We start from the raw sequence: 21,589 nt of genomic DNA, 5'->3' as shown, positions 1-21,589 counted from the left end.
AGCGTCCCCCGGCTCTGCGGTGGGCGCGGTATAGGAGGGGCGGAGGCGGCCTGTCAAGGAACCGTTGCAGCCTTCCGCCCACCTTTTGCGCGCCGCGTTCGCCCCCTCAGAGGGTGTCGCCCAGGATCTCGGCGACCTGGGGGATGTCCTTGTCGCCACGGCCCGAAAGATTGACCACCATGAGGTGGTCGCGCGGCTTCGTCGGGGCGAGTTCGGCCACCTTCGCGAGCGCGTGGGCGGGCTCCAGGGCCGGGATGATGCCTTCGAGGAGCGAGCAGAGCCGGAACGCCTCCAGCGTCTCCTGATCGGTCGCCGACAGATAGGTGACCCGCCCCATCTCGTGCAGCCACGCATGCTCGGGGCCGATCCCCGGATAATCGAGACCCGCCGAGATCGAGTGCGCGTCGGCGATCTGCCCGTCCTCGTTCATGAGGAGGTAGGTGCGGTTGCCGTGCAGCACCCCGGGCCTGCCCCCCGTCAGGGACGCCGCATGGAGGCCCGAGGACACCCCGTGTCCCGCCGCCTCGACGCCGTAGATCTCCACCTCCCGGTCGTCCAGGAAGGGATGGAACAGGCCCATGGCGTTCGAGCCTCCGCCGATACAGGCAACCAGGGAGTTCGGCAGGCGGCCCTCCAGGGCGAGCATCTGCTCCTTCGTCTCGCGGCCGATCACCGCCTGAAAGTCGCGCACCATCGCCGGGTAGGGATGCGGGCCCGCCACCGTGCCGATGCAGTAGAACGTGTCCTTCACGTTCGTGACCCAGTCGCGCAGGGCCTCGTTCATCGCGTCCTTGAGGGTGCGGGTGCCCGATTGCACCGGCACCACCTCGGCCCCCAGCATCTTCATGCGGAAGACGTTCGGCTTCTGCCGCTCGACATCCACCGCGCCCATGTAGACGATGCATTTCAGGCCGAAGCGGGCGCAGAGGGTCGCCGTCGCGACGCCGTGCTGGCCGGCGCCGGTCTCGGCGATGATCCGCGGCTTGCCCATGCGCCGGGCGAGCAGGATCTGGCCCAGCACGTTGTTCACCTTGTGCGAGCCGGTGTGGTTCAGTTCCTCGCGCTTGAAGTAGATCTTGGCGCCGCCGAAATGCTCGCTCATCCGCTCGGCGAAGTAGAGCGGGCTCGGCCGGCCCACGTAATGCGCGAGGTAGGAATCCATCTCCGCCTGAAAGGCCGGATCGGCCTTGGCCTCGGCATAGGCCCGCTCCAGATCGAGGATGTTGGGCATCAGCGTCTCGGCCACGAAGCGGCCGCCGAAGATGCCGAAGCGGCCGCGCTCGTCGGGGCCGGTGCGGAATGAATTCGGGGTCTGGGGAGCGGTCACGACTGCCTGTCCTTGGATGCGGATGCGGGGCGGCTCGCGACGGCCGGCGGTCCGGAGACACCCGCGCGGCCAGCCTTAGGGCCAAACCGCCCGCGGGGCAATTTCCTCAGGTCCGGCCACGCTTTCAGTTTCCCGGACGCGCGGACGCGCCCCGGACGGCCGTCACGAAGGCCCGGATCAGATCCGGGTCCTTGTGGCCCGGCGCCCGCTCGACGCCCGAGGAGACGTCGACGGCGGGCGCATCGGTCGCGGCCACCGCCTCGGCGACGGTCGAGGGCGTGAGGCCGCCGGAGAGCATGAAGGTCGGTGCGAGACCCGCCTCGCGGATCAGCCGCCAGTCGAAGGCATGGCCGTTGCCGCCGGGCAGCGCGCCGGGCGCGGGCTTGGCGTCGAGGAGGACGCCGTCCGCCGCCGTCGCGTAATCGGCGACCTGGGCGAGATCCGCGAGCGTGGCGACGCCGATGGCCTTCAGGATTCGCCGGCCGGTCCGGGACCGCACAGCCGCCGCACGCTCGGGCGCTTCCCGGCCGTGCAGCTGGATCCAGTCCGGGTCGAGCGCCTCAACCACCGCATCGAGCAGCGCGTCGTCCGGATCGACCAGCAGCGCGACCCGCTCCGCCCGGCCCTTCGCGCGTCGGGAGAGCGCCGCGCCGGTCTCGAGGTCGACGTGGCGTGGGCTGCGGGCGAAATGCACGAGACCGATCAGGTCCGCGCCGGATGCGAGCGCCGCATCAAGCGCCTCCGCGGTGGAGAGACCACAGATCTTCACGCGGATGGACGGTGAGAGTGTCATGGCCCCTCCATTATAGGGCGTCCGGGCTTCCGCCGCATCCGGGTGCGACATGCCGGAGCCGGCGGAACCGAGCGCCACGTCGCGCGTTTCCGCGCAAGCAGGGCGGCGGGAGGGAGATCTCGCGCGATGCACGCTGACCTGAACCACGGCGACGAGCCTTCGGCATCGGTGCCGACCGATCCCGCGGCGATCCTCGCGGCATCCCACCTCACCCTACCCGAGAAGCGGGCGATCCTGGCCGATTGGGCCTCCGACGCCCATGCGGTCGACTCGGATCCCGGCCTGCGGCATCCGCCGGGCGTCCTCGCTCCGATCGCCATCGACGCGGTGCTCCGAGCGCTGCGCCGGCTCGACCGCATGGAAGCGGCGCACGCACGGATCGGCGCAGCCCTGCACTGAGCAGGGCGCCTGTCGCGACGGCCCGCGTCAGGCGGGATCCTGCTGCGCGTGACGCCATACGGCCACGGCGGCCGCGAGGTCCTCCAGGGCAGCCCCGACCGACTTGAAGACGGTGATCTCGTCCGGCCGCGACCGGCCCGGCACCGTGCCGCGGCAGAGTCCGGCGAGGTCGCCGCGGATGGCCTCCGCCGCGAGCGCCCCCGAGGCGACCGCGATGGCCACGTCGCCGCCCTTCGCCAGGGCGTCCTGCGTGTCGACGTAGACGGAGGCGCGCTGAAGCGCGGCATCGTCCGCCTCCCGCATCCGCGGCGTGAAGGCGCCGACGAGGTCGAGATGCGTGCCGGGGGCGAGCCATGCGCCCTGGACGAGGGGCGCTTCCGACAGGGTGGCGCAGCAGATCAGCTCCGCCTCCCGCGCCGCCGCCTCCAGATTCTCCACCGCCCGCACGGGGAGGCCGTCCGCCGAGAGACGGGCGGCGAGCGCCTGCGCCGGCTCCGGCCGGCGGTTCCAGATCGCGATATCGCGCAGGGGCCGTTCCGCCGCGTGGGCGCGGATCATGAAGGGCGCCAGCGCCCCGGTGCCGACCATCAGCATGCGGCCGGTCTCCGGCCGGGCGAGATGGCGCGCCGCGAGCGCGGAGGCGCCCGCCGTGCGCCAGAGCGTCAATTGCGGCGCGTCGATCAGGGCGAGGGGCAGTCCGGTCGCCCGCTCGCTGAGCAGCACGCCCCCCTGGAAGGTGGCAAGGCCCCGCGCCGCGTTGCCGGGATGGAGCGTCAGCACCTTCACGGCGAGGTGCTCGGCGTCCCAGGCCGGCATCAGGAGCAGCGTGGCGTCGCCCGCCGGATCCGGCAGGGCGTGGAGGTGGCGGGGCGGCGCGGTCGTCTCCGCCCGGAAGGCGGCGTCGAGCGCCGCGAGCATCCGCCCGGGGGTGAGCGCGGCATCGATGTCCGCGGCGGCGATGACGCGCATGGCCGATCAGGCGCGGCTGGCGGGCGCCGGCAGGGCGCGGTTCGCCACGACGCGCAGCCGCTCGGTCTCGGTGCGCAGGCGGTCGAGCTCGCGGCTCTTCGCCCGGCGGTCGCGGCGCACCCGGCCCTCGCCGAGCCACGTGCCGCAGCCGCCTACCACGATGCCGAGGGCCACGGCGGCGAAGATCAGGGCGTAGAGCGGAACGGTCAGGCTGAAGGCCGGAACGCCCTGCGAGAACGGATCGAAGGACACCGTCACGGCCTGGCGGTTGGCCACCGCCAGCAGGACCACGAGGACAGCGATGGGAAGCAGGATCAGACCCTTGAGGAAGCGGATCATCGAACAGCCCGGGTAAGAGAACGTTTGCGGATGATTCCCGCCACTCAGGACACCTCGGCCGGCTCCCGCGATTCGGCGCCGATCCCGGCCGCGTTGAGACGCACGCGCATCTCCTTGCCGGTCTTGAACACGGGAATCGCCTTCTCGGCCACGGCAACGGCCGCGCCCGTGCGCGGGTTGCGGCCTCGCCGCGCCTCCCGGCGCTTCACCGAGAAGGCGCCGAAGCCGCGCAGCTCCACGCGGTCGCCGTGGGCGAGCGCGTCCGCGATCGTGTCGAGGATCGCATTCACGATGTTCTCGACGTCGCGCTGGTAGAGATGCGGGTTCTGCTCGGCGATCTTGAGAACGAGCTCGGACTTGATCATGAGGCGAGGTCTCGGGCGTCTCGGCGGATGATCGGGGCGCCGCGGCGCGGCGCCCACCGGGCGGATCGGAGCGTCAGGGCGTCGTCGGCGCCGCGCCCGGCCGCCACAGGGCCAGCAGGCCCCCCTGCGCGAGGCCGGCCGCTTCCTCCGTGGTGCGGCGCAGACGGCCCGCCACCCCGTCGAGGCCGAGGAGCGAGGCCGCCGAGAACAGGTCGAAGCTGCGGTCGCCGCGCGGCTTCCAGTCCCGGACCGGCAGGTCCTTGGCGACCTTGCGCTCGCGCTCCAGCCACTCCACCGCGGTCCGCTCGCCGCCGGTCTCGTCGACGAGCTTCAGCGTGACGCTCTGGCGCCCGCTGAACACGCGGCCGTCCGACACCGCGCCGAGTTCCGTCGGCGACATCTTGCGCCGCTCAGCGACGAGGTTCTTGAACCAGCCGTAGGTGTCGCCGACGATGGCCTGGAGCGCGGCCCGCGCCTCCGGCGAGGTCGGGTGGAAGCCGCTCGGCTCCGCCTTCAGGGGCGAGGATTTCACCTCCTCGACGCGCACCCCGACCTTGTCGAGGAGGCCCGAGAGGTCGGGATACTGGAACAGCACGCCGATCGAGCCCACGAGCGAGGTCTCGCGCGCCACGATGTGGTCGGCCGCGAGCGCCGTGATGTAGGCGCCCGAAGCGGCGGTGCCGTCCACGAAGGCGACGACCGGCTTCTTCTCGGCGAGCTGGCGCAGGTTGCGGAACAGCTCCTCGGACCCGGTCGTGGTGCCGCCCGGCGAGTTGATCGACACGATCACGCCCGACACGGCCGACGAGTCGCCCACCCGCTTCATCAGCTCGCGGGTCTTCTCGCTGCCGGTGATGAAGCCGTCGATGCTGATGCGGGCGATCTGCGGGGTGATGGCCGGGAACGGCCCCCGCGCTCCCGAAGCCCGCCAGCCCACCGTGCCCACCGCGACGATCAGCGCGCCGATTCCGACCACGCGCCAGAACGAGAGCTTCCGGCGCAGGGCGCGCCGGTCGAGGAGAAGTTCGGCATCGATGGCCATGCGGCGCTACTACCCTTCGTGGTCAACCGCGGCGGCGCCCCAAACCCTTGATGCAAGTCCTTGGCGCGCCTCGCTCCGCGGCGCTGTTCTACCTCCGCCGGTCGCGCAGCGGCAAGAGCGCGATGGTGGGATCACGGGGGCAATCACCGCCGTTCCGGGCCGGTGCCCCGCCCGGGGACCGGGGCGACGGCCCTCGCGGCCCTACGCGCCCCGGTTGCCGCTGTACGTATTTTGTTCTACCACGCGGGTTGGCGGGAGCCGTCGACGCTCCCATCTTCGACCGGTCCGACCCGGCCTGGACCTTGCCAGAATCCGGCCGGACGCCCCCTCCCCTCCGGCTGCGCTGCGAGCCTCCGCATGGCCCCTCTCGATTCGCTCTTCGACCGCGCCGCGGAGCGCCGGGTCATCGCGGTGCGCGGCGCCCGCGAGCACAACCTCAAGAACGTCGATCTCGTCGTTCCGCGCGACAAGCTCGTGGTTTTCACCGGGCTGTCGGGTTCGGGCAAGTCGTCGCTCGCCTTCGACACCATCTATGCGGAGGGGCAGCGCCGCTACGTCGAGTCGCTCTCGGCCTATGCGCGCCAGTTCCTGGAGATGATGGCCAAGCCCGACGTCGACCAGATCGACGGATTGTCGCCCGCCATCTCCATCGAGCAGAAGACCACCTCGAAGAACCCGCGCTCGACGGTCGGGACGGTCACCGAGATCTACGACTACATGCGCCTCCTGTGGGCGCGGGTCGGCATCCCCTACTCGCCCGCGACCGGGCTGCCGATCGAGAGCCAGACCGTGTCGCAGATGGTCGACCGGGTGCTGGCCCTGCCGGAGAAGACCCGCGCCTATCTCCTCGCGCCGGTGGTGCGCGGGCGCAAGGGCGAGTACCGCCGGGAGATCGCCGAATTCCAGAAGAAGGGCTTCCAGCGGCTGCGCGTCGACGGCGAGTACTATCCGATCGACGACGTGCCGAAGCTCGACAAGAAGCTGAAGCACGACATCGACGTGGTGGTCGACCGGATCGTGGTGCGGCCCGACATGGCCTCGCGGCTGGCCGAGTCCTTCGAGACCGCGCTCGAACTGGCCGACGGCATCGCGGTGATCGAGCTCGCCGACGCCCCCGAGGGCGGGCCGGCCCCGGAGCCGATCGTGTTCTCGTCGCGCTTCGCCTGCCCGGTCTCGGGCTTCACCATCCCGGAGATCGAGCCGCGGCTGTTCTCCTTCAACAACCCGTTCGGCGCCTGCCCGACCTGCGGCGGCATCGGGCACGAGATGCGCATCGACCCGACGCTGGTGATCGCCGACGAGGCCCTGAGCCTCGATCGCGGCGCCATCGCGCCCTGGGCGAAATCCACCTCCCCCTATTACGGCCAGACCCTCGACGCGCTGTCGCGCCACTATCGCTTCCGCACCGACGTGCCCTGGGCCAAGCTCACCGCCGCCGCCCGGCAGGTGGTGCTGTTCGGCTCGGACGGCGAGGCGATCCGGTTCTCCTACAATGACGGCCTGCGCGCCTACGAGGTGTCGAAGCCCTTCGAGGGCGTCGTGCCCAACCTGGAGCGGCGCTACCGCGAGACCGAGAGCGACACCGCCCGCGAGGACATCGCCCGCTTCATGGCGGAGACGCCCTGCCATGCCTGCGGCGGCAAGCGCCTGAAGCCGGAGGCCCTCGCGGTCAAGGTCGGCATGCGCGACATCGCCGAGGCGGCCGCGCTCTCGGTGCGCGACGCCCATGGCTGGTTCTCGGACCTGCCGGCGCAGCTGAGCGCGAAGCAGAACGAGATCGCGTCGCGCATCCTCAAGGAGATCCGCGACCGCCTGACCTTCCTGGTCGATGTCGGCCTCGAATACCTGACGCTCGCCCGCGGCTCGGGCTCGCTCTCGGGCGGCGAGAGCCAACGCATCCGCCTCGCCTCGCAGATCGGCTCGGGGCTCACCGGCGTGCTCTACGTCCTCGACGAGCCGTCGATCGGCCTGCATCAGCGGGACAACGAGCGTCTGCTCGGCACCCTCCGGCGGCTGCGCGACCTCGGCAATTCGGTGATCGTGGTCGAGCACGACGAGGACGCGATCCTCCAGGCCGATTACGTGGTGGATGTCGGGCCGGGCGCCGGCATCCATGGCGGCCAGATCGTGGCGCAGGGCACCCCGCAGGAGCTGCTCGCCGACCCGAACTCGCTCACCGCGAAGTACCTGACCGGCGAATTGTCGGTGCGGATGCCCGCCGCCCGGCGGCGCTTCCGCAAGGACAAGGTACTGCGGCTCGTCGGCGCCCGCGGCAACAACCTCAAGGACGTGACCACCGAGATCCCGCTCGGCACCTTCACCTGCGTGACCGGCGTGTCGGGCGGCGGCAAGTCGACGCTCGTCATCGACACGCTCTACAAGGCGGTGGCCCGCAAGCTGAACGGCGCCCTGGAGCATCCGGCGCCGTTCGAGCGCATCGAGGGCCTCGAATTCCTCGACAAGGTCATCGACATCGACCAATCGCCGATCGGCCGCACGCCGCGCTCGAACCCCGCCACCTATATCGGCGCCTTCACGCCGATTCGCGACTGGTTCGCCGGCCTCCCCGAGGCCAAGGCCCGCGGCTACCAGCCGGGACGCTTCTCGTTCAACGTGAAGGGCGGGCGCTGCGAGGCCTGCTCGGGCGACGGCGTCATCAAGATCGAGATGCACTTCCTGCCGGACGTCTACGTGACCTGCGACGTCTGCAAGGGGAAGCGCTACGACCGCGAGACCCTGGAGGTGAAGTATCGCGAGCGCTCGATCGCGGACGTGCTCGACATGACCGTCGAGGAGGCGGCCGAGCTGTTCAAGGCGGTGCCCTCGATCCGCGAGAAACTGGAGACGCTGGCGCGCGTCGGCCTCGGCTACGTCCGGGTCGGCCAGCAGGCCACCACCCTCTCGGGTGGCGAGGCCCAGCGCGTGAAGCTCTCCAAGGAACTCTCGAAGCGCGCTACCGGCCGCACCCTCTACATCCTCGACGAGCCGACCACCGGCCTGCACTTCCACGACGTCGCCAAGCTCATGGAGGTGCTCCACGAGCTGGCGGACCAGGGCAACACGGTCGTGGTCATCGAGCACAACCTGGAGGTCATCAAGACGGCCGACTGGGTGATCGACATGGGGCCGGAGGGCGGCGACGGGGGCGGCACCATCGTGGCCAAGGGCACGCCCGAGGCCATCGCCAAGGCCAAGGCGAGCCATACCGGCCGATTCCTGCGCGAGGTCCTGGCCCGCCGCCCGGCCCGGCCCGGCAAGCAGGCCGCCGAGTAGCCAACCGCGTCGCGGCCTCGGATCGCGACGGCCGAAGGCCTCCCCGACCGGCCGCTTCACCGAAAAACACCGCCGAAGTCCGCGATCACGGCCGTCACGGCGCCGGATCGGCACGCAAACGTGGCCGTTCGCCAGCGATTTCGATCAATTTCGGCCCCTCTCAATGCTGGGCTGCCTGCGACGCAATTGCGACTTTTGCGCAACGGTTGCGATGCAAGTGCCCGCGCCGCAGGCATTCCGCTGGCGTTCCGAGCGTGGCTGTAGAACATTGGAAGTCGTTCAGACTGTGTCGGGGGCTGGTGGAGCCACTCGAGGCGGCGTTGGTGGAAGTTTGCAACAAAAGCAGGCGCCACAGACGACAAGCGCGAGATGAGCAGAAGCGCCAGCCTGCATCGGCGGGAAGGAAACACTAGATGGTCAAGCATTGGCTCGCCGCGGGGGCGGCTGCTCTTTCTCTGGGCTTCACGGCGACCGCGTCGTATGCGCAAACGACCACCATTCCGGGTGAGCAGGTCGGCCTCGCGGTCGGCGCTCCGCTGCCGGAAGGCGTCTACGCGATCGATACCTTCACCTTCCAGCGTGCCGACCAGCCCGGTTCGGCGGATACGTCCTTCAACGTCCCGGTCCTGGTCTGGTCGACCCCCTGGAAGGTCCTCGGCGCCCGGTTCGAAGGCGTGGTCGCCGCGCCGACCGTGTGGTCGTTCAGCCGCACGGGCGGACGTGACATCAGCGCGAATGTCGGCACCTTCGTCGGCGGCATCTTCGCCTGGGATCTCGGCAACAACGTCGGCGTCAGCTATCTCGCCGGCGTGTACCTGAACGAGCTGAATGCCGGCCGCTTCGGGGGCGCGCAGATCCTCGCCTCGAACACCTACCGCCAGGGCTTCGCGATCAGCTACACCGGCGAAGGCTGGAACCTGACCGCCAACCTCACCTACAACTTCTACGACGTTCCGGCCCGGTTCGACGGTCGCAACGGGATCGCGGCGTTCTACGGCGCGCAGGTCCCGTCCGACGCTCTCAACCTCGACCTGACGGCGACCAAGAAGTTCGGCAACTTCGAGATCGGCGCCATCGGCTACGGCACCACCAACCTGCGCAACCGCGCGCCCTTCGCCTTCTCGTCGGCGAGCTTCCCCACGGGCTGCATCGGCGTGGGCAATTGCGGCACGGTCGGCCCGAGCGGCGGCGGGCGCTTCGCGCTCGGTGGCCTGGTCGGTTACGACTTCGGCAAGTTCTCCGTGCAGGCCTACGTGGCGCGCGACGTGGTCAACTCGGTCAACTACGTGACCCCGGCGGGCCGGGTGCGCGAGAACGACCGGACCGAGGGCTGGTTCCGCGTCGTGGCCCCGCTCTACACGGTGGCCGCGGCCCCGGCTCCCGAGCCGGCCCCGATCATCCGCAAGTACTGATCGGCCTTCGGCGCCACGGCGCCGGGCCGTCATCGGATCGAATTCGACCGCCCGGCGCTCGCGCCGGGCGGTTTCGTTTCGGCGGCTCGGCGGCAAAAGCCGCCCGGCTCGGGTGTTGCTTCGAAGCCGGCGACCTATAAACCGCAGGAAGCGGCGCGCCGGTTCTGCCGCCGCAACGCGAGGAGGCTGCCGGATGGCGTCATCGGGTGATTGGAAGATTCCGGCCTCGGTTCAGCCCCGCCCCGCGGATCACGCCTACGACCTCGATCGCGCGCTCTCCTCCGTCGTCTCGCTCTCCTCCCGGGTGCCGGAGGGCGCCTTCACCGCCGAGGCGCTCGGCAGCGAGCGGGCCGGGAACGGGGTGCTGATCGGCGACGACGGTCTCGTCGTCACCATCGGCTACCTCGTCACCGAGGCCGAGACGGTCTGGCTCACCACGCAGGAGGGCCGCAGCGTGCAGGGCCACGTGGTCGGCTACGATGCCGCGACGGGCTTCGGCTTGGTGCAGGCCCTCGGCTCCCTCGACATCCCGGCTCTCCCGCTCGGCAGCGCGAGCGGCCTCGCGGTGGGCGATCCCGTGGTGATGGCCGGCGCCGGCGGGCGGTCGCGCTCGGTCGCCGCGCGCGTCGTCGCCCGCCAGGAATTCGCGGGTTACTGGGAATACGTCCTGGACGACGCGATCTTCACGGCGCCGTCCCACCCGCATTGGGGTGGCGCCGGCCTGATCGGGGCCGGCGGCGATCTCATCGGGATCGGATCGCTCCAGCTCCAGCAGAGCAGCGGCGAGGCCCGGGCGCTCAACATGGTGGTGCCGATCGATCTCCTGAGGCCGATCCTCACCGACCTCACCACACGCGGCCGCGTCGCGCGGCCGGCGCGGCCCTGGCTCGGCCTCTACGCGACCGAGATCGACGGCGAGGTCGTGGTGATGGGACTCGCCAGCCGCGGACCGGCCGCCGCGGCGGACCTCCGGGCGGGCGATACCGTGGTCGAGGTCGCGGATTCCGCCGTGACCGATCTCGCCGGCTTCTTCCGGCGCGTCTGGTCGCTCGGGGAGGCGGGTGTCGCGGTGCCGCTGATGGTGCGGCGGGACGGCAAGACCGTCGCCGTCACCGTGCAATCGACCGACCGTGAGCGGCTTCTGGTTGCCCCGCGCCTGCACTGACCGACCGGTCACCGGCATTATTCTTCGCACATGCAGCATATGACATTTTGAGCGGCAAAGCCTGATTTCGGGTCGATCAGGCTGCTCAAACGGCGTGCAACGCAGAAGGTTGACGAATTCCTGCGCGTCGCATGCCGGAAGCGCATATCTGACTTACGGACTTCCGACTCCTCAGACGGGCCAGCGCTACCATATGGTGCGTTGCAACAGAAACAGGCACCGACTGCTCCCCTCATTGGCAGCCGGTGCCTTCCCAGAGGTCAAATCCGATGTTCGTCTCCCTGATTCTCAGCAAGGTCCGCGCCTACCTCCGTTACCGCGAGACCGTCTCCGAGCTGTCGCGCCTGAGCGACCGCGAGCTCGATGATCTCGGCATCAGCCGCTACGAGATCCCGGGCATCGCCCGCACCCACGCGGCGTAAGTCCACGACCAAGCCGACGTCTTCGGCGGTCACAATCGTCGAGTCGCGCGCCCGCCCTCCGGCGGGCGCCCGCATTTCAGGGCTCCGCGTTGATTCGAAGCGGACCGATCCGGTATGCCGGGGCATGTCCGGAACCTCTCCCATCCACATCATCGGCGGCGGCCTCGCCGGCTCGGAAGCGGCCTGGCAGATCGCCGAAGCCGGCCTCCCCGTCGTCCTGCACGAGATGCGGCCCGTGCGCGGCACGGATGCCCATCGCACCGACGGCCTCGCGGAACTCGTCTGCTCCAACTCCTTCCGATCGGACGACGCGGAACTCAACGCGGTCGGCCTGCTGCACCAGGAAATGCGCCGCCTCGGCTCGCTCGTGATGCGGGCGGGCGACGCGCATCAGGTTCCGGCGGGCGGGGCGCTGGCGGTGGACCGCGACGGCTTCTCCCAGGCGGTGACCGCGGCGCTCGAGACCCATCCCCTCGTCACCCTCGCCCGCGAGGAGATCGACGGGCTTCCGCCCGCCTCCTGGGACAGCGTGATCGTCGCGACGGGACCGCTCACGGCCCCCGGCCTCGCCGAGGGCATCCGCGGGTTGACCGGTGCCGATTCCCTCGCCTTCTTCGACGCGATCGCGCCGATCGTGCATCGCGACTCGATCGACATGGGCGTGGCGTGGTTCCAGTCGCGCTACGACAAGGCGGGTCCCGGCGGGACGGGGGCCGACTACATCAACTGCCCCCTCGATCGGGAGCAGTACGCGGCCTTCGTGGCGGCTCTCGTCGCGGGGGACACCACCTCGTTCAAGGAATGGGAGGCCTCGACCCCCTATTTCGACGGCTGCCTGCCGATCGAGGTGATGGCCGAGCGCGGGCCCGAGACCCTGCGCCACGGGCCGATGAAGCCCTTCGGGCTCACCAACCCGCACAACCCGACGGTCAAGGCCTACGCGATCGTCCAGCTGCGCCAGGACAACGCGCTGGGCACCCTCTACAACATGGTGGGCTTCCAGACGAAGCTGCGCCACGCCGAGCAGGTGCGGATCTTCCGTACCATTCCGGGCCTGGAGAAGGCGGAGTTCGCCCGGCTCGGCGGGCTGCACCGCAACACCTACCTCGATTCCCCGCGGCTCCTCGATGGGACGCTGCGGCTCAAGGCCGATCCGCGCTTGCGCTTCGCCGGCCAGATCACCGGCTGCGAGGGCTATGTGGAGAGCGCCGCCGTGGGGCTGATGGCCGGCCGCTTCGCCGCTGCCGAGCGCCTCGGCCGGCCGCTGGCGCCCCTGCCCGCGACCACGGCGCTGGGGGCGATGATCGGGCACATCACGGGCGGTCATCTCAGCGCCGAGGACGAGGGCGCCCCGCGCTCGTTCCAGCCGATGAACGTCAATTTCGGCCTTTTCCCGCCCCTGGACCGCGCTCCGAAGGCGCCGGACGGGCGGCGGCTGCGCGGCACCGAGAAGGCGCAGGCGAAGAAGCGTGCCCTGACCGATCGGGCGCGGGCCGATCTCGGCGCCTGGCTCGGCGAACCGTCCCTGCCCGCCGCAGCGGAGTAGCCGGGGGACGAGGCAATGCGGGCACCGGGCGCCTCGCGCCCGGTGCCCGCTCCGGATCCGGAAGAATTCTGCGCTACCGCGGGCAAGTACCGGCGTGGCGGTGGCCGTAGCCGTGATGGCGTACGGTCTGGCGGGCGTCGCTGCGGGCGTAGGCGGCTGCGAGCCCTGCTCCGAGCGCGGCCGTGCTGCCGCCGAATGGAGCCGCGATGAGGGCGAAGAGCAATCCGTGAGGAGCCGTGACCGCAGCCGTCACAGCACCGCCCGCGAGAGCCGCTGCTGTCAGCAAGAACATGATGAGACCCACTTCTGTCGTTGCGTTCGTTGACGGGACAACTCGCGAGGGATCTACGCGGTTTCATCGGATGGCCGGCAGGACGGCCCGATGTGCCATCCGGCACATGACGAGACCAGGCATGTGGAACGTCAGGTCCGGGCCTCTCGAAAGGAAGCCCGCCGCGGCAGGGCCGGGCGGGCTCAGTGCGTGTCTCGGATAAAGAACGATCTCAGGGATAAGGCCGCGCGACGGGCTCCGTCGTCATGCATTCGGCGGATGCCGGCATGAAACCGGACGGACATCGCCGACCGGACCTGTCCTCGCGCGGATTGCCGTCAGACGACGGGTGCCGCGATGGCAATGCCGGTGAGCAGGATCACGACGAGACTGGAATAGGCGAGCATGCGGATCATGATCAGCCTCCTCGCTTGACGGGTCCCATGGTCGCACGGATCGGTCGACGAGAGAACGGAATGGCAGCGCCGCCAAGAGCCGAGCCTTGCGAGATCATGGTCGCGAAGCCCATGCGGCGCGCCGGGATCCGTCGCAGCACCCTACGGGATCCCGTCGCGGGAACCGCTCTCGGATGGATGGAGCGCCGCCAGGGCCGCGGCCAGCTCCGCGGCGGTTTCCCGCGGCAGGCCGGTCTGGACCCGTCCGTTCAGCTCCACCGGCTTGCCCGTGCTGAGCAGGTAGACGCCCCAGCCATCTCGGCCCTTGCGCAAGCGATAGCCTTCACGCGGCATGTGGCTCTCCACTCCGGCCCATGACGTCCGATGCGGAGCAACGCGCGGCATGCGCGGAGGGTCCCTTGCTTGAGTCCTACGTCAACGCGGCGCCTCGTCAGCGCGCGGCCGGGCGGTCTTCCCCGAGCGCGGCCGAGTCCCGTGCTACAACGAGCCGCTCGGCAGAATCGCATGCGGCGATTCTGCCGAGCGGCAGCGGGCGCGGCGGTGGCGGCGTCCGGATCCGCGCCCGGACGAGACCGATGCCGCCTTCTCCCCACGATCTCCTCCGCGCGCTTCGCCGCGGCGATCTCGCCGGAGCGCGCGAGCTGCGCCTGCCCGGCATCGTCTCCGAGTTTCCCCCCGAGATCTTCGGCCTGGCCGACAGCCTGGAGCTGCTCGACCTGAGCGGCGGACCCCTGTCGGCGCTGCCGGACGATATGGGGCGCCTGCGCAAGCTGCGTGTCCTGTTCTGCTCCGGCACCCGGTTCGAGCGCCTGCCCCCCTCGCTCGGCGATTGCCCCGCCTTGAGCCAGATCGGCTTTCGCGGGACCGGCCTGCGCGAGGTGAGCGCGGAAGCCCTGCCGCGGGCGCTGCGCTGGCTGACGCTCACGGACAACCGCATCGCGCAGCTCCCCGGCGCCCTGGGCGAGCGCCCGCACCTCCAGAAGCTGATGCTCGCCGGCAATCGCCTGCGCGCCTTGCCGGAGGAACTCGCGGCGGCGCCCCATCTCGAGCTGGTGCGCTTGGCGGCGAACGGCTTCACGGCGCTTCCCTCCTGGCTCTCCGCCCTGCCGCGCCTCGCGTGGCTGTCCTGGTCGGGAAATCCGTGCGAGCCGCGGACCGTCGCGCCCGCGGCACCAGCCGTCCCGTGGCGGCAGCTGGAGCGCGGCGCGCTCCTCGGCCAGGGAGCGTCCGGGTGGGTCTATCGCGCGGCATGGCGCGACGACGAGGGCGACGCGGGTCGTCCGGTCGCCCTCAAGCTCTTCAAGGGCGCGATGACGAGCGACGGCCTGCCCGAGCGCGAGATGGACGCCTGCCTCGCGGCGGGGACGCACCCGCATCTGACCGGCGCACTGGGCCGGGTGACCGGCCACCCCGAGGGAATGCAGGGGCTGGTGATGCCCCTCCTTCCCGAGAGCTGGCGGGCCCTCGCCGGTCCGCCCAGCCTGGAGAGTTGCAGCCGCGACGTCTACGAACCGGACCTGCGCCTCGGTGCGGCGGCGACCTTGCGCCTCGCCCGGGGGATCGCGCAGGCGGCGGCCCATCTCCATGCCGGCGGCCTGCTGCATGGCGACCTCTACGGCCACAACGTGCTCTGGGACGGCGAGGCGGGCGAGGCGGTTCTGAGCGATTTCGGCGCCGCCTCCGCGCTGCCCGCGGGCGCGGAGGGCGCCGCGCTCCAGCGGGTCGAGGTCCAGGCCTTCGGCATCCTGCTCGAAGAACTGCTGGGGCTCCTGCCCGAGCCGGAGCAGGCCACGCCCCTTCGCACGCTGGCGCTTGCTTGCACCGCACCCGATCCGCGCCAGCGACCGCTGATGACCGAGGTGGTGCGCGCGCTCGCCCGATGCGGGTGACCCTTGCGGCCAATGATACGGTTTCCGGACGATCACTTTCGGAAACCGTATCACGAGCCCGCGCGGCGCCTGAGCGAGGCCGGTTTCCGCATCGCGAAGCGATCATCCGGAAACCGTATGATGCCGAGCCCACGCGATTCGCGGCCCGGACGCATCGGGTCGAGCCGGAGCGGCGGCCGAAACCGTCGCTTGCCGGCTACGCCGTGTGAATCACGGGGATGATCTGCCGGAATCCGGGGCGGATCGACGAAATGCCGCGCGACCCGGCTCACGATCTCACCCGCGCGAGGCCGCCTCACGCATACTCCAGCGCGAAGGAACGACAGTGGAGGCGGCTATGGAATTCCTCGTCGAGGAGGACGAGGGCCGGAAGTGGCGTTGGCGACTTCTTGGCCGGAAGGGCGAGACCTTGCTCGTCTCGGACGAGAGCTTCGGCTCGAAGTTCGCGGCTGCGGACGATGCCGGACTCTACGCGCGCATGATCGAGGGCGCCTCGCGCCGGATGAGTTCCCCGCCCGCGGCGGCGCGCCGGCTACCCCGCCCGAGCCCGCGCCGCCCGATCTTCATCCGGCACTGAACCGCCTCCTACCATCACGGAACCAGCGCCAGGGCCGGATCGGAGAAGAACATTTCGACGTTGCCGCCGTGCGCCAGCTGGTACTGCACGCTCGATACGGTGAGAATGGCGGCGATCAGGATCATCACCGCGCACATCAGGAACGGCGTGATGTGGTCCGCATACCGGCGAAATCTTTGCAAGATCGCGCAGCCCAGCGTGAAGAACGCCGCTGAGGCGAGCGGCATGGCCAGGACGTCCATCGAATCCCCCGAATTGTGCAGCGCAGCAAGCTTAGCGAAGAACGTGCCGCAGTGCACCACGAGAGCGCGCATGGGAGGCTTGAGCGCCACGCCGTGCCGGCGCGCCGGCCACCGGCTTGGCCCTGCCGTGAGGGTCGGACCGCGCGGTTACCAGGGGCGAGGAGCGGCCGGCTCGGGGCGAGTTCGGGCGTCGAGGGGCGCGTCCGCCACGGCGCCCGCCCGCTCGGCGAAGGTCCAGATCCGGTTTCCGAAGAAGTTCCAGAACGTGACGAGCCCGGTCGTGAGGAGTTGCGCCCACAGGTAGCCGAGGCCCGCCCAGCGGGTCAGAGCCGCCATCAGGATCCAGGTCAGCACGAGGCCGCCCCCGGCCACCAGGGCGAAGCGCCACGTGGCCTCGCCGTGCGGCCGGTCGCTCGCATAGGTGTGGCGGCGGTTCAGCGAATAGGAGACGAATCCGCCCGAGACGTAGCCGATCGCCGCCGCCGCGATCGCGTCGATCGTGGCGAGTTCCACCAGCGCGACCAGCACGCCGTAATGCACGGCCAGGGCGCCGAGCCCGACGCCGACGAAGGTGGTGAATTGCAGGCCGAGCGCCATCAGCGGATGGCCGCGCCAACGCGTCAGCACGCTCCGAACCATTCGATCCGCCCCCACAGCTCCACCCGGCCGCATCACCACCGGACCGCCCTCCCCCCTCTAGCGTTCATCGCTGAACCGGAGATGACCCCGACACGCTCTGCATCCGTCCGGCGATCTTGCGGCTGAGCCAGCGGGGCAGCAGCCGGAGGCCCGCCACCATGGCGCGGTTGCCCGCCCCCGGCACCACCACGGCCTCGCCGCGCCGATAGGCGTCGAGGCCGATCCGGGCCACCGCCTCGGCGGTCATGCCTCTGCCCTTGAACAGCTTCGTGCCCTCCTGATCGGCGCGGGCCGGAAACTCGGTATCGGTCACGCCCGGGCAGAGAGCCGTCACGGTCACGCCATGGGGCCGTGCCTCCTCGAACAGCGCCTCCGAGAGCGAGAGGAGATAGGCTTTGCTCGCGTAGTAGGCCGCCGTCTTGGGACCGGGCAGGTAGGCGCCCACCGAGGCGACATTGAGGATGCCGCCCTCGCCGCGCGCGATCAGTCCGGGCAGGACCCGCCGGGCGAGCGCGGTCGGAGCGGCGACGTTGACGGCCACCATCTCCATCAGCCCGTCCGCCGGCAGCGTGGCGAAGCGGCCCCGCATCCCGAAGCCGGCATTGTTGACGAGGGTGTGAAGCACGATGCCGCGGGCCTCGACCGCGTCGAGGAGGCGGTCGGGAGCGGCCGGATCCGACAAGTCGGCCGGGATCACCGCGACGGCGACGAGGTCCGAGAGTTCGTCGGCGAGAGCCTTGAGCCGCTCGGCGCGGCGGGCGGTGAGCACGAGGGCGTGACCCTGCGCCGCGAAGGCGCGAGCCAGGGCCGCGCCGATTCCGCTCGACGCCCCCGTCACCAGGGTCCAGTTGCGCGCGACGCTCAAGCCTGCCCCGCGCGCCGGCGGCGCGGCCTTTCTTTCATCTCGTCCCGCGTGTTAAAGGCGCGGCACGACCATCCCCCCGCGTCCGGCCTGCCCCACCCGCGCCCGCCTCCGAGCGGGCCGGTGCGGAACCCGGATGCGCGCTGCAAGAGTCTGACGCGTCCGATGCCCAAGCGCACCGATATCTCCTCCATCCTCATCATCGGCGCGGGTCCGATCGTCATCGGGCAGGCTTGCGAGTTCGACTATTCGGGAACGCAGGCCTGCAAGGCCCTGCGCGCCGAAGGCTACCGGATCATCCTGGTCAATTCCAACCCGGCCACGATCATGACCGATCCGGAACTGGCGGACGCGACCTACGTCGAGCCGATCACGCCCGAGATCGTCGCCAAGATCATCGAGAAGGAGCGGCCCGACGCCCTCCTGCCCACCATGGGCGGCCAGACGGCGCTGAACTGCGCCCTGTCGCTCAAGCGCATGGGCGTGCTCGACCAGTTCGGCGTCCAGATGATCGGCGCCACCGCGGAGGCCATCGACAAGGCGGAGGACCGCCATCTGTTCCGCGACGCCATGACCAAGATCGGTCTGGAGACGCCGCGCTCGGCGCTCGCCAACGCCTCGGCCGCCAAGAAGGCCGACCGGGACAAGTACCTCGCCGAGGTGGCGCGGATCGAGGAGGCCAATCCCGATCCGGAGGCCCGCAAGGCGGCCCTCGCCGCCTTCGAGAAGAAGTGGGCGGCCGGCGAGGCCGACCGGCGCAAGCGCTACGGCGAGCACGCCCTCGGCCAGGCCCTGATCGCGCTCGCCGAGGTCGGCCTGCCGGCGATCATCCGGCCCTCCTTCACCATGGGCGGCACCGGCGGCGGCATCGCCTACAACCGCGAGGAATTCCTCGACATCGTCGAGCGCGGCATCGACGCCTCGCCGACGAACGAGGTCCTGATCGAGGAATCGGTGCTCGGCTGGAAGGAGTACGAGATGGAGGTGGTCCGCGACAAGGCGGACAACTGCATCATCGTCTGCTCGATCGAGAACCTCGACCCGATGGGCGTGCATACGGGCGATTCGATCACGGTCGCGCCGGCGCTGACGCTCACCGACAAGGAATACCAGGTGATGCGGGACGCCTCGCTCGCGGTCCTGCGCGAGATCGGCGTCGAGACCGGCGGCTCGAACGTCCAGTTCGCCATCGATCCGAAGACCGGTCGGATGATCGTGATCGAGATGAACCCGCGCGTCTCGCGCTCCTCGGCGCTCGCCTCGAAGGCCACGGGCTTCCCGATCGCCAAGGTCGCGGCGAAGCTCGCGGTCGGCTACACGCTCGACGAGATCGCCAACGACATCACGGGCGGCGCCACCCCGGCCTCGTTCGAGCCGACCATCGACTACGTCGTCACCAAGATCCCGCGCTTCGCCTTCGAGAAGTTCCCGGGCGCCGAGCCGACGCTCACCACCTCGATGAAGTCGGTGGGCGAGGCCATGGCGATCGGCCGCTCCTTCGCCGAATCGCTCCAGAAGGCCCTGCGCTCGCTGGAGACGGGCCTGACCGGCCTCGACGACATCGAGATCGAGGGGCTCGGCAAGGGCGACGACCGCAACGCCATCAAGGCGGCGCTCGGCACCCCGACCCCGGACCGGCTGCTCAAGGTGGCGCAGGCACTGCGCCTCGGCGTCAGCCACGCGGAGGTGCACGCCTCCTGCCGCATCGATCCCTGGTTCCTGGAGCAGCTCCAGGCGATCGTGGATCTCGAGACCAAGGTGAAGCGCTTCGGCCTGCCGACGACGCCGGGCGCCTTCCGCCAGCTCAAGGCGGCGGGCTTCTCGGACGCGCGGCTCGCGGTGCTCGCCGGCACCGACGAGGCGACCGTGCGCGCGGCGCGCCGGGCGCTCGCCGTGCGTCCGGTCTTCAAGCGCATCGACACCTGCGCGGCGGAGTTCGCCTCGCCCACCGCCTACATGTACTCGACCTACGTGGCGCCCTTCGCCGGCACGGTGGTGGACGAGGCGCAGCCCTCGGAGAAGAAGAAGGTCGTCATTCTCGGCGGCGGACCGAACCGGATCGGCCAGGGCATCGAGTTCGACTATTGCTGCTGTCACGCCTGCTTCGCGCTCTCCGATGCGGGCTACGAGACGATCATGGTCAACTGCAACCCGGAGACGGTGTCGACCGACTACGACACCTCGGACCGGCTCTATTTCGAGCCGCTGACCGCCGAGGACGTGCTGGAGATCATCGAGACCGAGCGGCAGGCGGGGACGCTGCACGGCGTCATCGTGCAGTTCGGCGGCCAGACGCCGCTCAAGCTCGCCCGCGCCCTGGAAGAGGCGGGCGTGCCGATCCTCGGCACCTCGCCGGACGCCATCGACCTCGCGGAGGACCGCGACCAGTTCAAGCGGCTCCTCGACAAGCTGCACCTGAAGCAGCCGAAGAACGGCATCGCCTTCTCGGTGGAGCAGAGCCGGCTCGTCGCCGCCGATCTCGGCCTGCCCTTCGTGGTGCGGCCCTCCTACGTGCTCGGCGGGCGCGCCATGGCGATCATCCGAGACGAGACGCAGTTCGCGGATTACCTGCTCGACACCCTGCCGAGCCTGATCCCCTCCGACGTCAAGGCCCGCTACCCGAACGACAAGACCGGGCAGATCAACACGGTCCTGGGCAAGAACCCGCTCCTGTTCGACCGCTACCTCAGCGACGCGACCGAGGTCGACGTCGACGCCGTGGCGGACGGGCGCGAGGTGTTCATCGCCGGCATCATGGAGCACATCGAGGAGGCGGGCATCCATTCGGGCGATTCGGCCTGCTCGCTGCCGCCCCGCTCGCTGTCGCCGGAGACGATCGCCAAGCTCGAGGGTCAGACCCGCGACCTCGCGCTGGCGCTCAACGTCGGCGGCCTGATGAACGTGCAGTACGCGATCAAGGACGGCGAGATCTACGTGCTGGAGGTGAATCCCCGCGCCTCGCGCACGGTGCCCTTCGTCGCCAAGGTGATCGGCGAGCCGATCGCCAAGATCGCCGCGCGCGTCATGGCCGGCGAGTCGCTGGCGAGCTTCGGGCTCGCGCCCAAGACCCTGCCGCACATCGCCGTCAAGGAAGCGGTGTTCCCCTTCGCGCGCTTCCCCGGCGTCGACGTGCTGCTCGGGCCGGAGATGCGCTCGACCGGCGAGGTGATCGGCCTCGACCGCAGCTTCGGCGTCGCCTTCGCCAAGAGCCAGCTCGGCTCCGGCACCCAGGTGCCGAAGACCGGCACGGTCTTCGTCTCGGTGCGCGACGACGACAAGGCGCGGATCCTGCCCGCGGTGCGCATGCTGGCCGAGATCGGCTTCACGGTCCTGGCGACGGGCGGCACCCAGCGCTACCTCGCCGAGAACGGTGTCGCGGCCACCCGCGTCAACAAGGTGCTGGAGGGCCGTCCGCACGTGGTCGACGCGATCAAGAACGGCGAGATCCACCTCGTCTTCAACACCACCGAGGGGGCCGGCGCACTCTCCGACTCCCGGTCCCTGCGCCGGGCGGCCCTCTTGCATAAAGTGCCGTACTACACCACTCTCGCAGGTGCGATGGCGGCTGCGGAGGGGATCAGGGCCTATCTCGGCGATGATCTCCAAGTGCGTGCCCTGCAGGAATACTTCGCTGCCTGATG

The 21,589-nt window shown here is 70.4% G+C and carries 19 protein-coding genes; 9 read left to right on the top strand and 10 right to left on the bottom strand.

The genetic code is table 11. The features are described from left to right. Positions 1–106: 106 nt before the first annotated feature. Positions 107–1,327: a tryptophan synthase subunit beta gene (gene trpB, locus ACE101_RS19675; RefSeq protein ID WP_379132989.1), complete on the bottom strand. Its 1,221-nt coding sequence runs from the start codon at positions 1,325–1,327 to the stop codon at positions 107–109. 124 nt (positions 1,328–1,451) lie between these two features. Beyond that, positions 1,452–2,120, bottom strand: coding sequence for a phosphoribosylanthranilate isomerase (locus ACE101_RS19670; RefSeq protein WP_379132987.1), 669 nt, complete (start codon positions 2,118–2,120; stop codon positions 1,452–1,454). A 126-nt stretch (positions 2,121–2,246) separates the two neighbouring features. Between ACE101_RS19670 and ACE101_RS19665 the strand changes: the two genes are divergently transcribed. After that, the gene (locus ACE101_RS19665; RefSeq protein WP_379132984.1) at positions 2,247–2,519 is read left to right on the top strand and encodes a hypothetical protein; all 273 of its coding nucleotides are present in this window, start codon (positions 2,247–2,249) and stop codon (positions 2,517–2,519) included. Positions 2,520–2,546: 27 nt separating this feature from the next. Here ACE101_RS19665 and lhpI read toward each other — a convergent pair whose 3' ends face one another. The 4 genes from lhpI to sppA form a co-directional block, all read right to left on the bottom strand. Continuing rightward, positions 2,547–3,488: a bifunctional Delta(1)-pyrroline-2-carboxylate/Delta(1)-piperideine-2-carboxylate reductase gene (gene lhpI / locus ACE101_RS19660; protein ID WP_379132981.1), complete on the bottom strand. Its 942-nt coding sequence runs from the start codon at positions 3,486–3,488 to the stop codon at positions 2,547–2,549. Positions 3,489–3,494: 6 nt separating this feature from the next. Next, positions 3,495–3,827 (bottom strand): LapA family protein, encoded by a 333-nt coding sequence (locus ACE101_RS19655; protein WP_379132980.1) that lies wholly within the window; start codon positions 3,825–3,827, stop codon positions 3,495–3,497. Between the two features lie 44 nt (positions 3,828–3,871). Then, the gene (locus tag ACE101_RS19650) at positions 3,872–4,192 is read right to left on the bottom strand and encodes an integration host factor subunit beta (RefSeq protein ID WP_379132977.1); all 321 of its coding nucleotides are present in this window, start codon (positions 4,190–4,192) and stop codon (positions 3,872–3,874) included. A gap of 73 nt (positions 4,193–4,265) precedes the next feature. Beyond that, a complete protein-coding gene (gene sppA / locus ACE101_RS19645; RefSeq protein ID WP_379132975.1) occupies positions 4,266–5,234 on the bottom strand; it encodes a signal peptide peptidase SppA in 969 nt (322 codons plus the stop codon). 357 nt (positions 5,235–5,591) lie between these two features. Between sppA and uvrA the strand changes: the two genes are divergently transcribed. From uvrA to trmFO, 5 genes are all read left to right on the top strand, one after another. Then, on the top strand, positions 5,592–8,507 hold the full coding sequence (gene uvrA / locus ACE101_RS19640; RefSeq protein WP_379132972.1) for an excinuclease ABC subunit UvrA: 2,916 nt from the start codon (positions 5,592–5,594) through the stop codon (positions 8,505–8,507). 413 nt (positions 8,508–8,920) lie between these two features. Beyond that, positions 8,921–9,919, top strand: coding sequence for a transporter (locus ACE101_RS19635; RefSeq protein WP_379132970.1), 999 nt, complete (start codon positions 8,921–8,923; stop codon positions 9,917–9,919). A 193-nt stretch (positions 9,920–10,112) separates the two neighbouring features. Further along, positions 10,113–11,084 carry a S1C family serine protease gene (locus ACE101_RS19630; RefSeq protein WP_379132967.1) on the top strand — a complete coding sequence of 324 codons (972 nt, stop codon included), beginning with the start codon at positions 10,113–10,115 and terminating at the stop codon, positions 11,082–11,084. Between the two features lie 269 nt (positions 11,085–11,353). Beyond that, positions 11,354–11,506 (top strand): DUF1127 domain-containing protein, encoded by a 153-nt coding sequence (locus ACE101_RS19625; RefSeq protein WP_379132965.1) that lies wholly within the window; start codon positions 11,354–11,356, stop codon positions 11,504–11,506. A 124-nt stretch (positions 11,507–11,630) separates the two neighbouring features. Beyond that, positions 11,631–13,052 carry a methylenetetrahydrofolate--tRNA-(uracil(54)-C(5))-methyltransferase (FADH(2)-oxidizing) TrmFO gene (gene trmFO, locus ACE101_RS19620; protein ID WP_379132963.1) on the top strand — a complete coding sequence of 474 codons (1,422 nt, stop codon included), beginning with the start codon at positions 11,631–11,633 and terminating at the stop codon, positions 13,050–13,052. 828 nt (positions 13,053–13,880) lie between these two features. On the opposite strand, the gene ACE101_RS19615 is transcribed toward trmFO, so the two are convergent. Beyond that, on the bottom strand, positions 13,881–14,072 hold the full coding sequence (locus ACE101_RS19615) for a hypothetical protein (protein WP_379132960.1): 192 nt from the start codon (positions 14,070–14,072) through the stop codon (positions 13,881–13,883). A 242-nt stretch (positions 14,073–14,314) separates the two neighbouring features. Here ACE101_RS19615 and ACE101_RS19610 point away from each other — a divergent pair, with 242 nt between their 5' ends. Further along, entirely contained in the window at positions 14,315–15,628 is a 1,314-nt protein-coding gene (locus tag ACE101_RS19610; protein ID WP_379132957.1) for a leucine-rich repeat-containing protein kinase family protein, read from the top strand. A gap of 337 nt (positions 15,629–15,965) precedes the next feature. Next, positions 15,966–16,205 carry a YegP family protein gene (locus tag ACE101_RS19605; protein ID WP_379132955.1) on the top strand — a complete coding sequence of 80 codons (240 nt, stop codon included), beginning with the start codon at positions 15,966–15,968 and terminating at the stop codon, positions 16,203–16,205. Positions 16,206–16,219: 14 nt separating this feature from the next. Here ACE101_RS19605 and ACE101_RS19600 read toward each other — a convergent pair whose 3' ends face one another. The 3 genes from ACE101_RS19600 to ACE101_RS19590 form a co-directional block, all read right to left on the bottom strand. Then, on the bottom strand, positions 16,220–16,519 hold the full coding sequence (locus ACE101_RS19600) for a hypothetical protein (protein ID WP_379132952.1): 300 nt from the start codon (positions 16,517–16,519) through the stop codon (positions 16,220–16,222). A gap of 75 nt (positions 16,520–16,594) precedes the next feature. Continuing rightward, positions 16,595–17,074, bottom strand: a complete 480-nt coding sequence (locus tag ACE101_RS19595; protein ID WP_379132949.1) for a GtrA family protein — start codon at positions 17,072–17,074, stop codon at positions 16,595–16,597. A gap of 76 nt (positions 17,075–17,150) precedes the next feature. Then, a complete protein-coding gene (locus ACE101_RS19590) occupies positions 17,151–17,951 on the bottom strand; it encodes an SDR family NAD(P)-dependent oxidoreductase (protein ID WP_379132946.1) in 801 nt (266 codons plus the stop codon). Between the two features lie 162 nt (positions 17,952–18,113). On the opposite strand from ACE101_RS19590, the gene carB reads away from it, so the two are divergent. Beyond that, positions 18,114–21,587 (top strand): carbamoyl-phosphate synthase large subunit, encoded by a 3,474-nt coding sequence (gene carB / locus ACE101_RS19585; protein ID WP_379132943.1) that lies wholly within the window; start codon positions 18,114–18,116, stop codon positions 21,585–21,587. The last annotated feature ends 2 nt before the right edge of the window (positions 21,588–21,589 follow it).

The organism is Methylobacterium carpenticola (assembly GCF_042748905.1).
GTDB classification, from domain to species: Bacteria; Pseudomonadota; Alphaproteobacteria; order Rhizobiales; family Beijerinckiaceae; genus Methylobacterium; species Methylobacterium carpenticola.
Note: the sequence above shows the minus strand (reverse complement) of the source record. Positions and strands in the feature narration are given on the sequence as shown.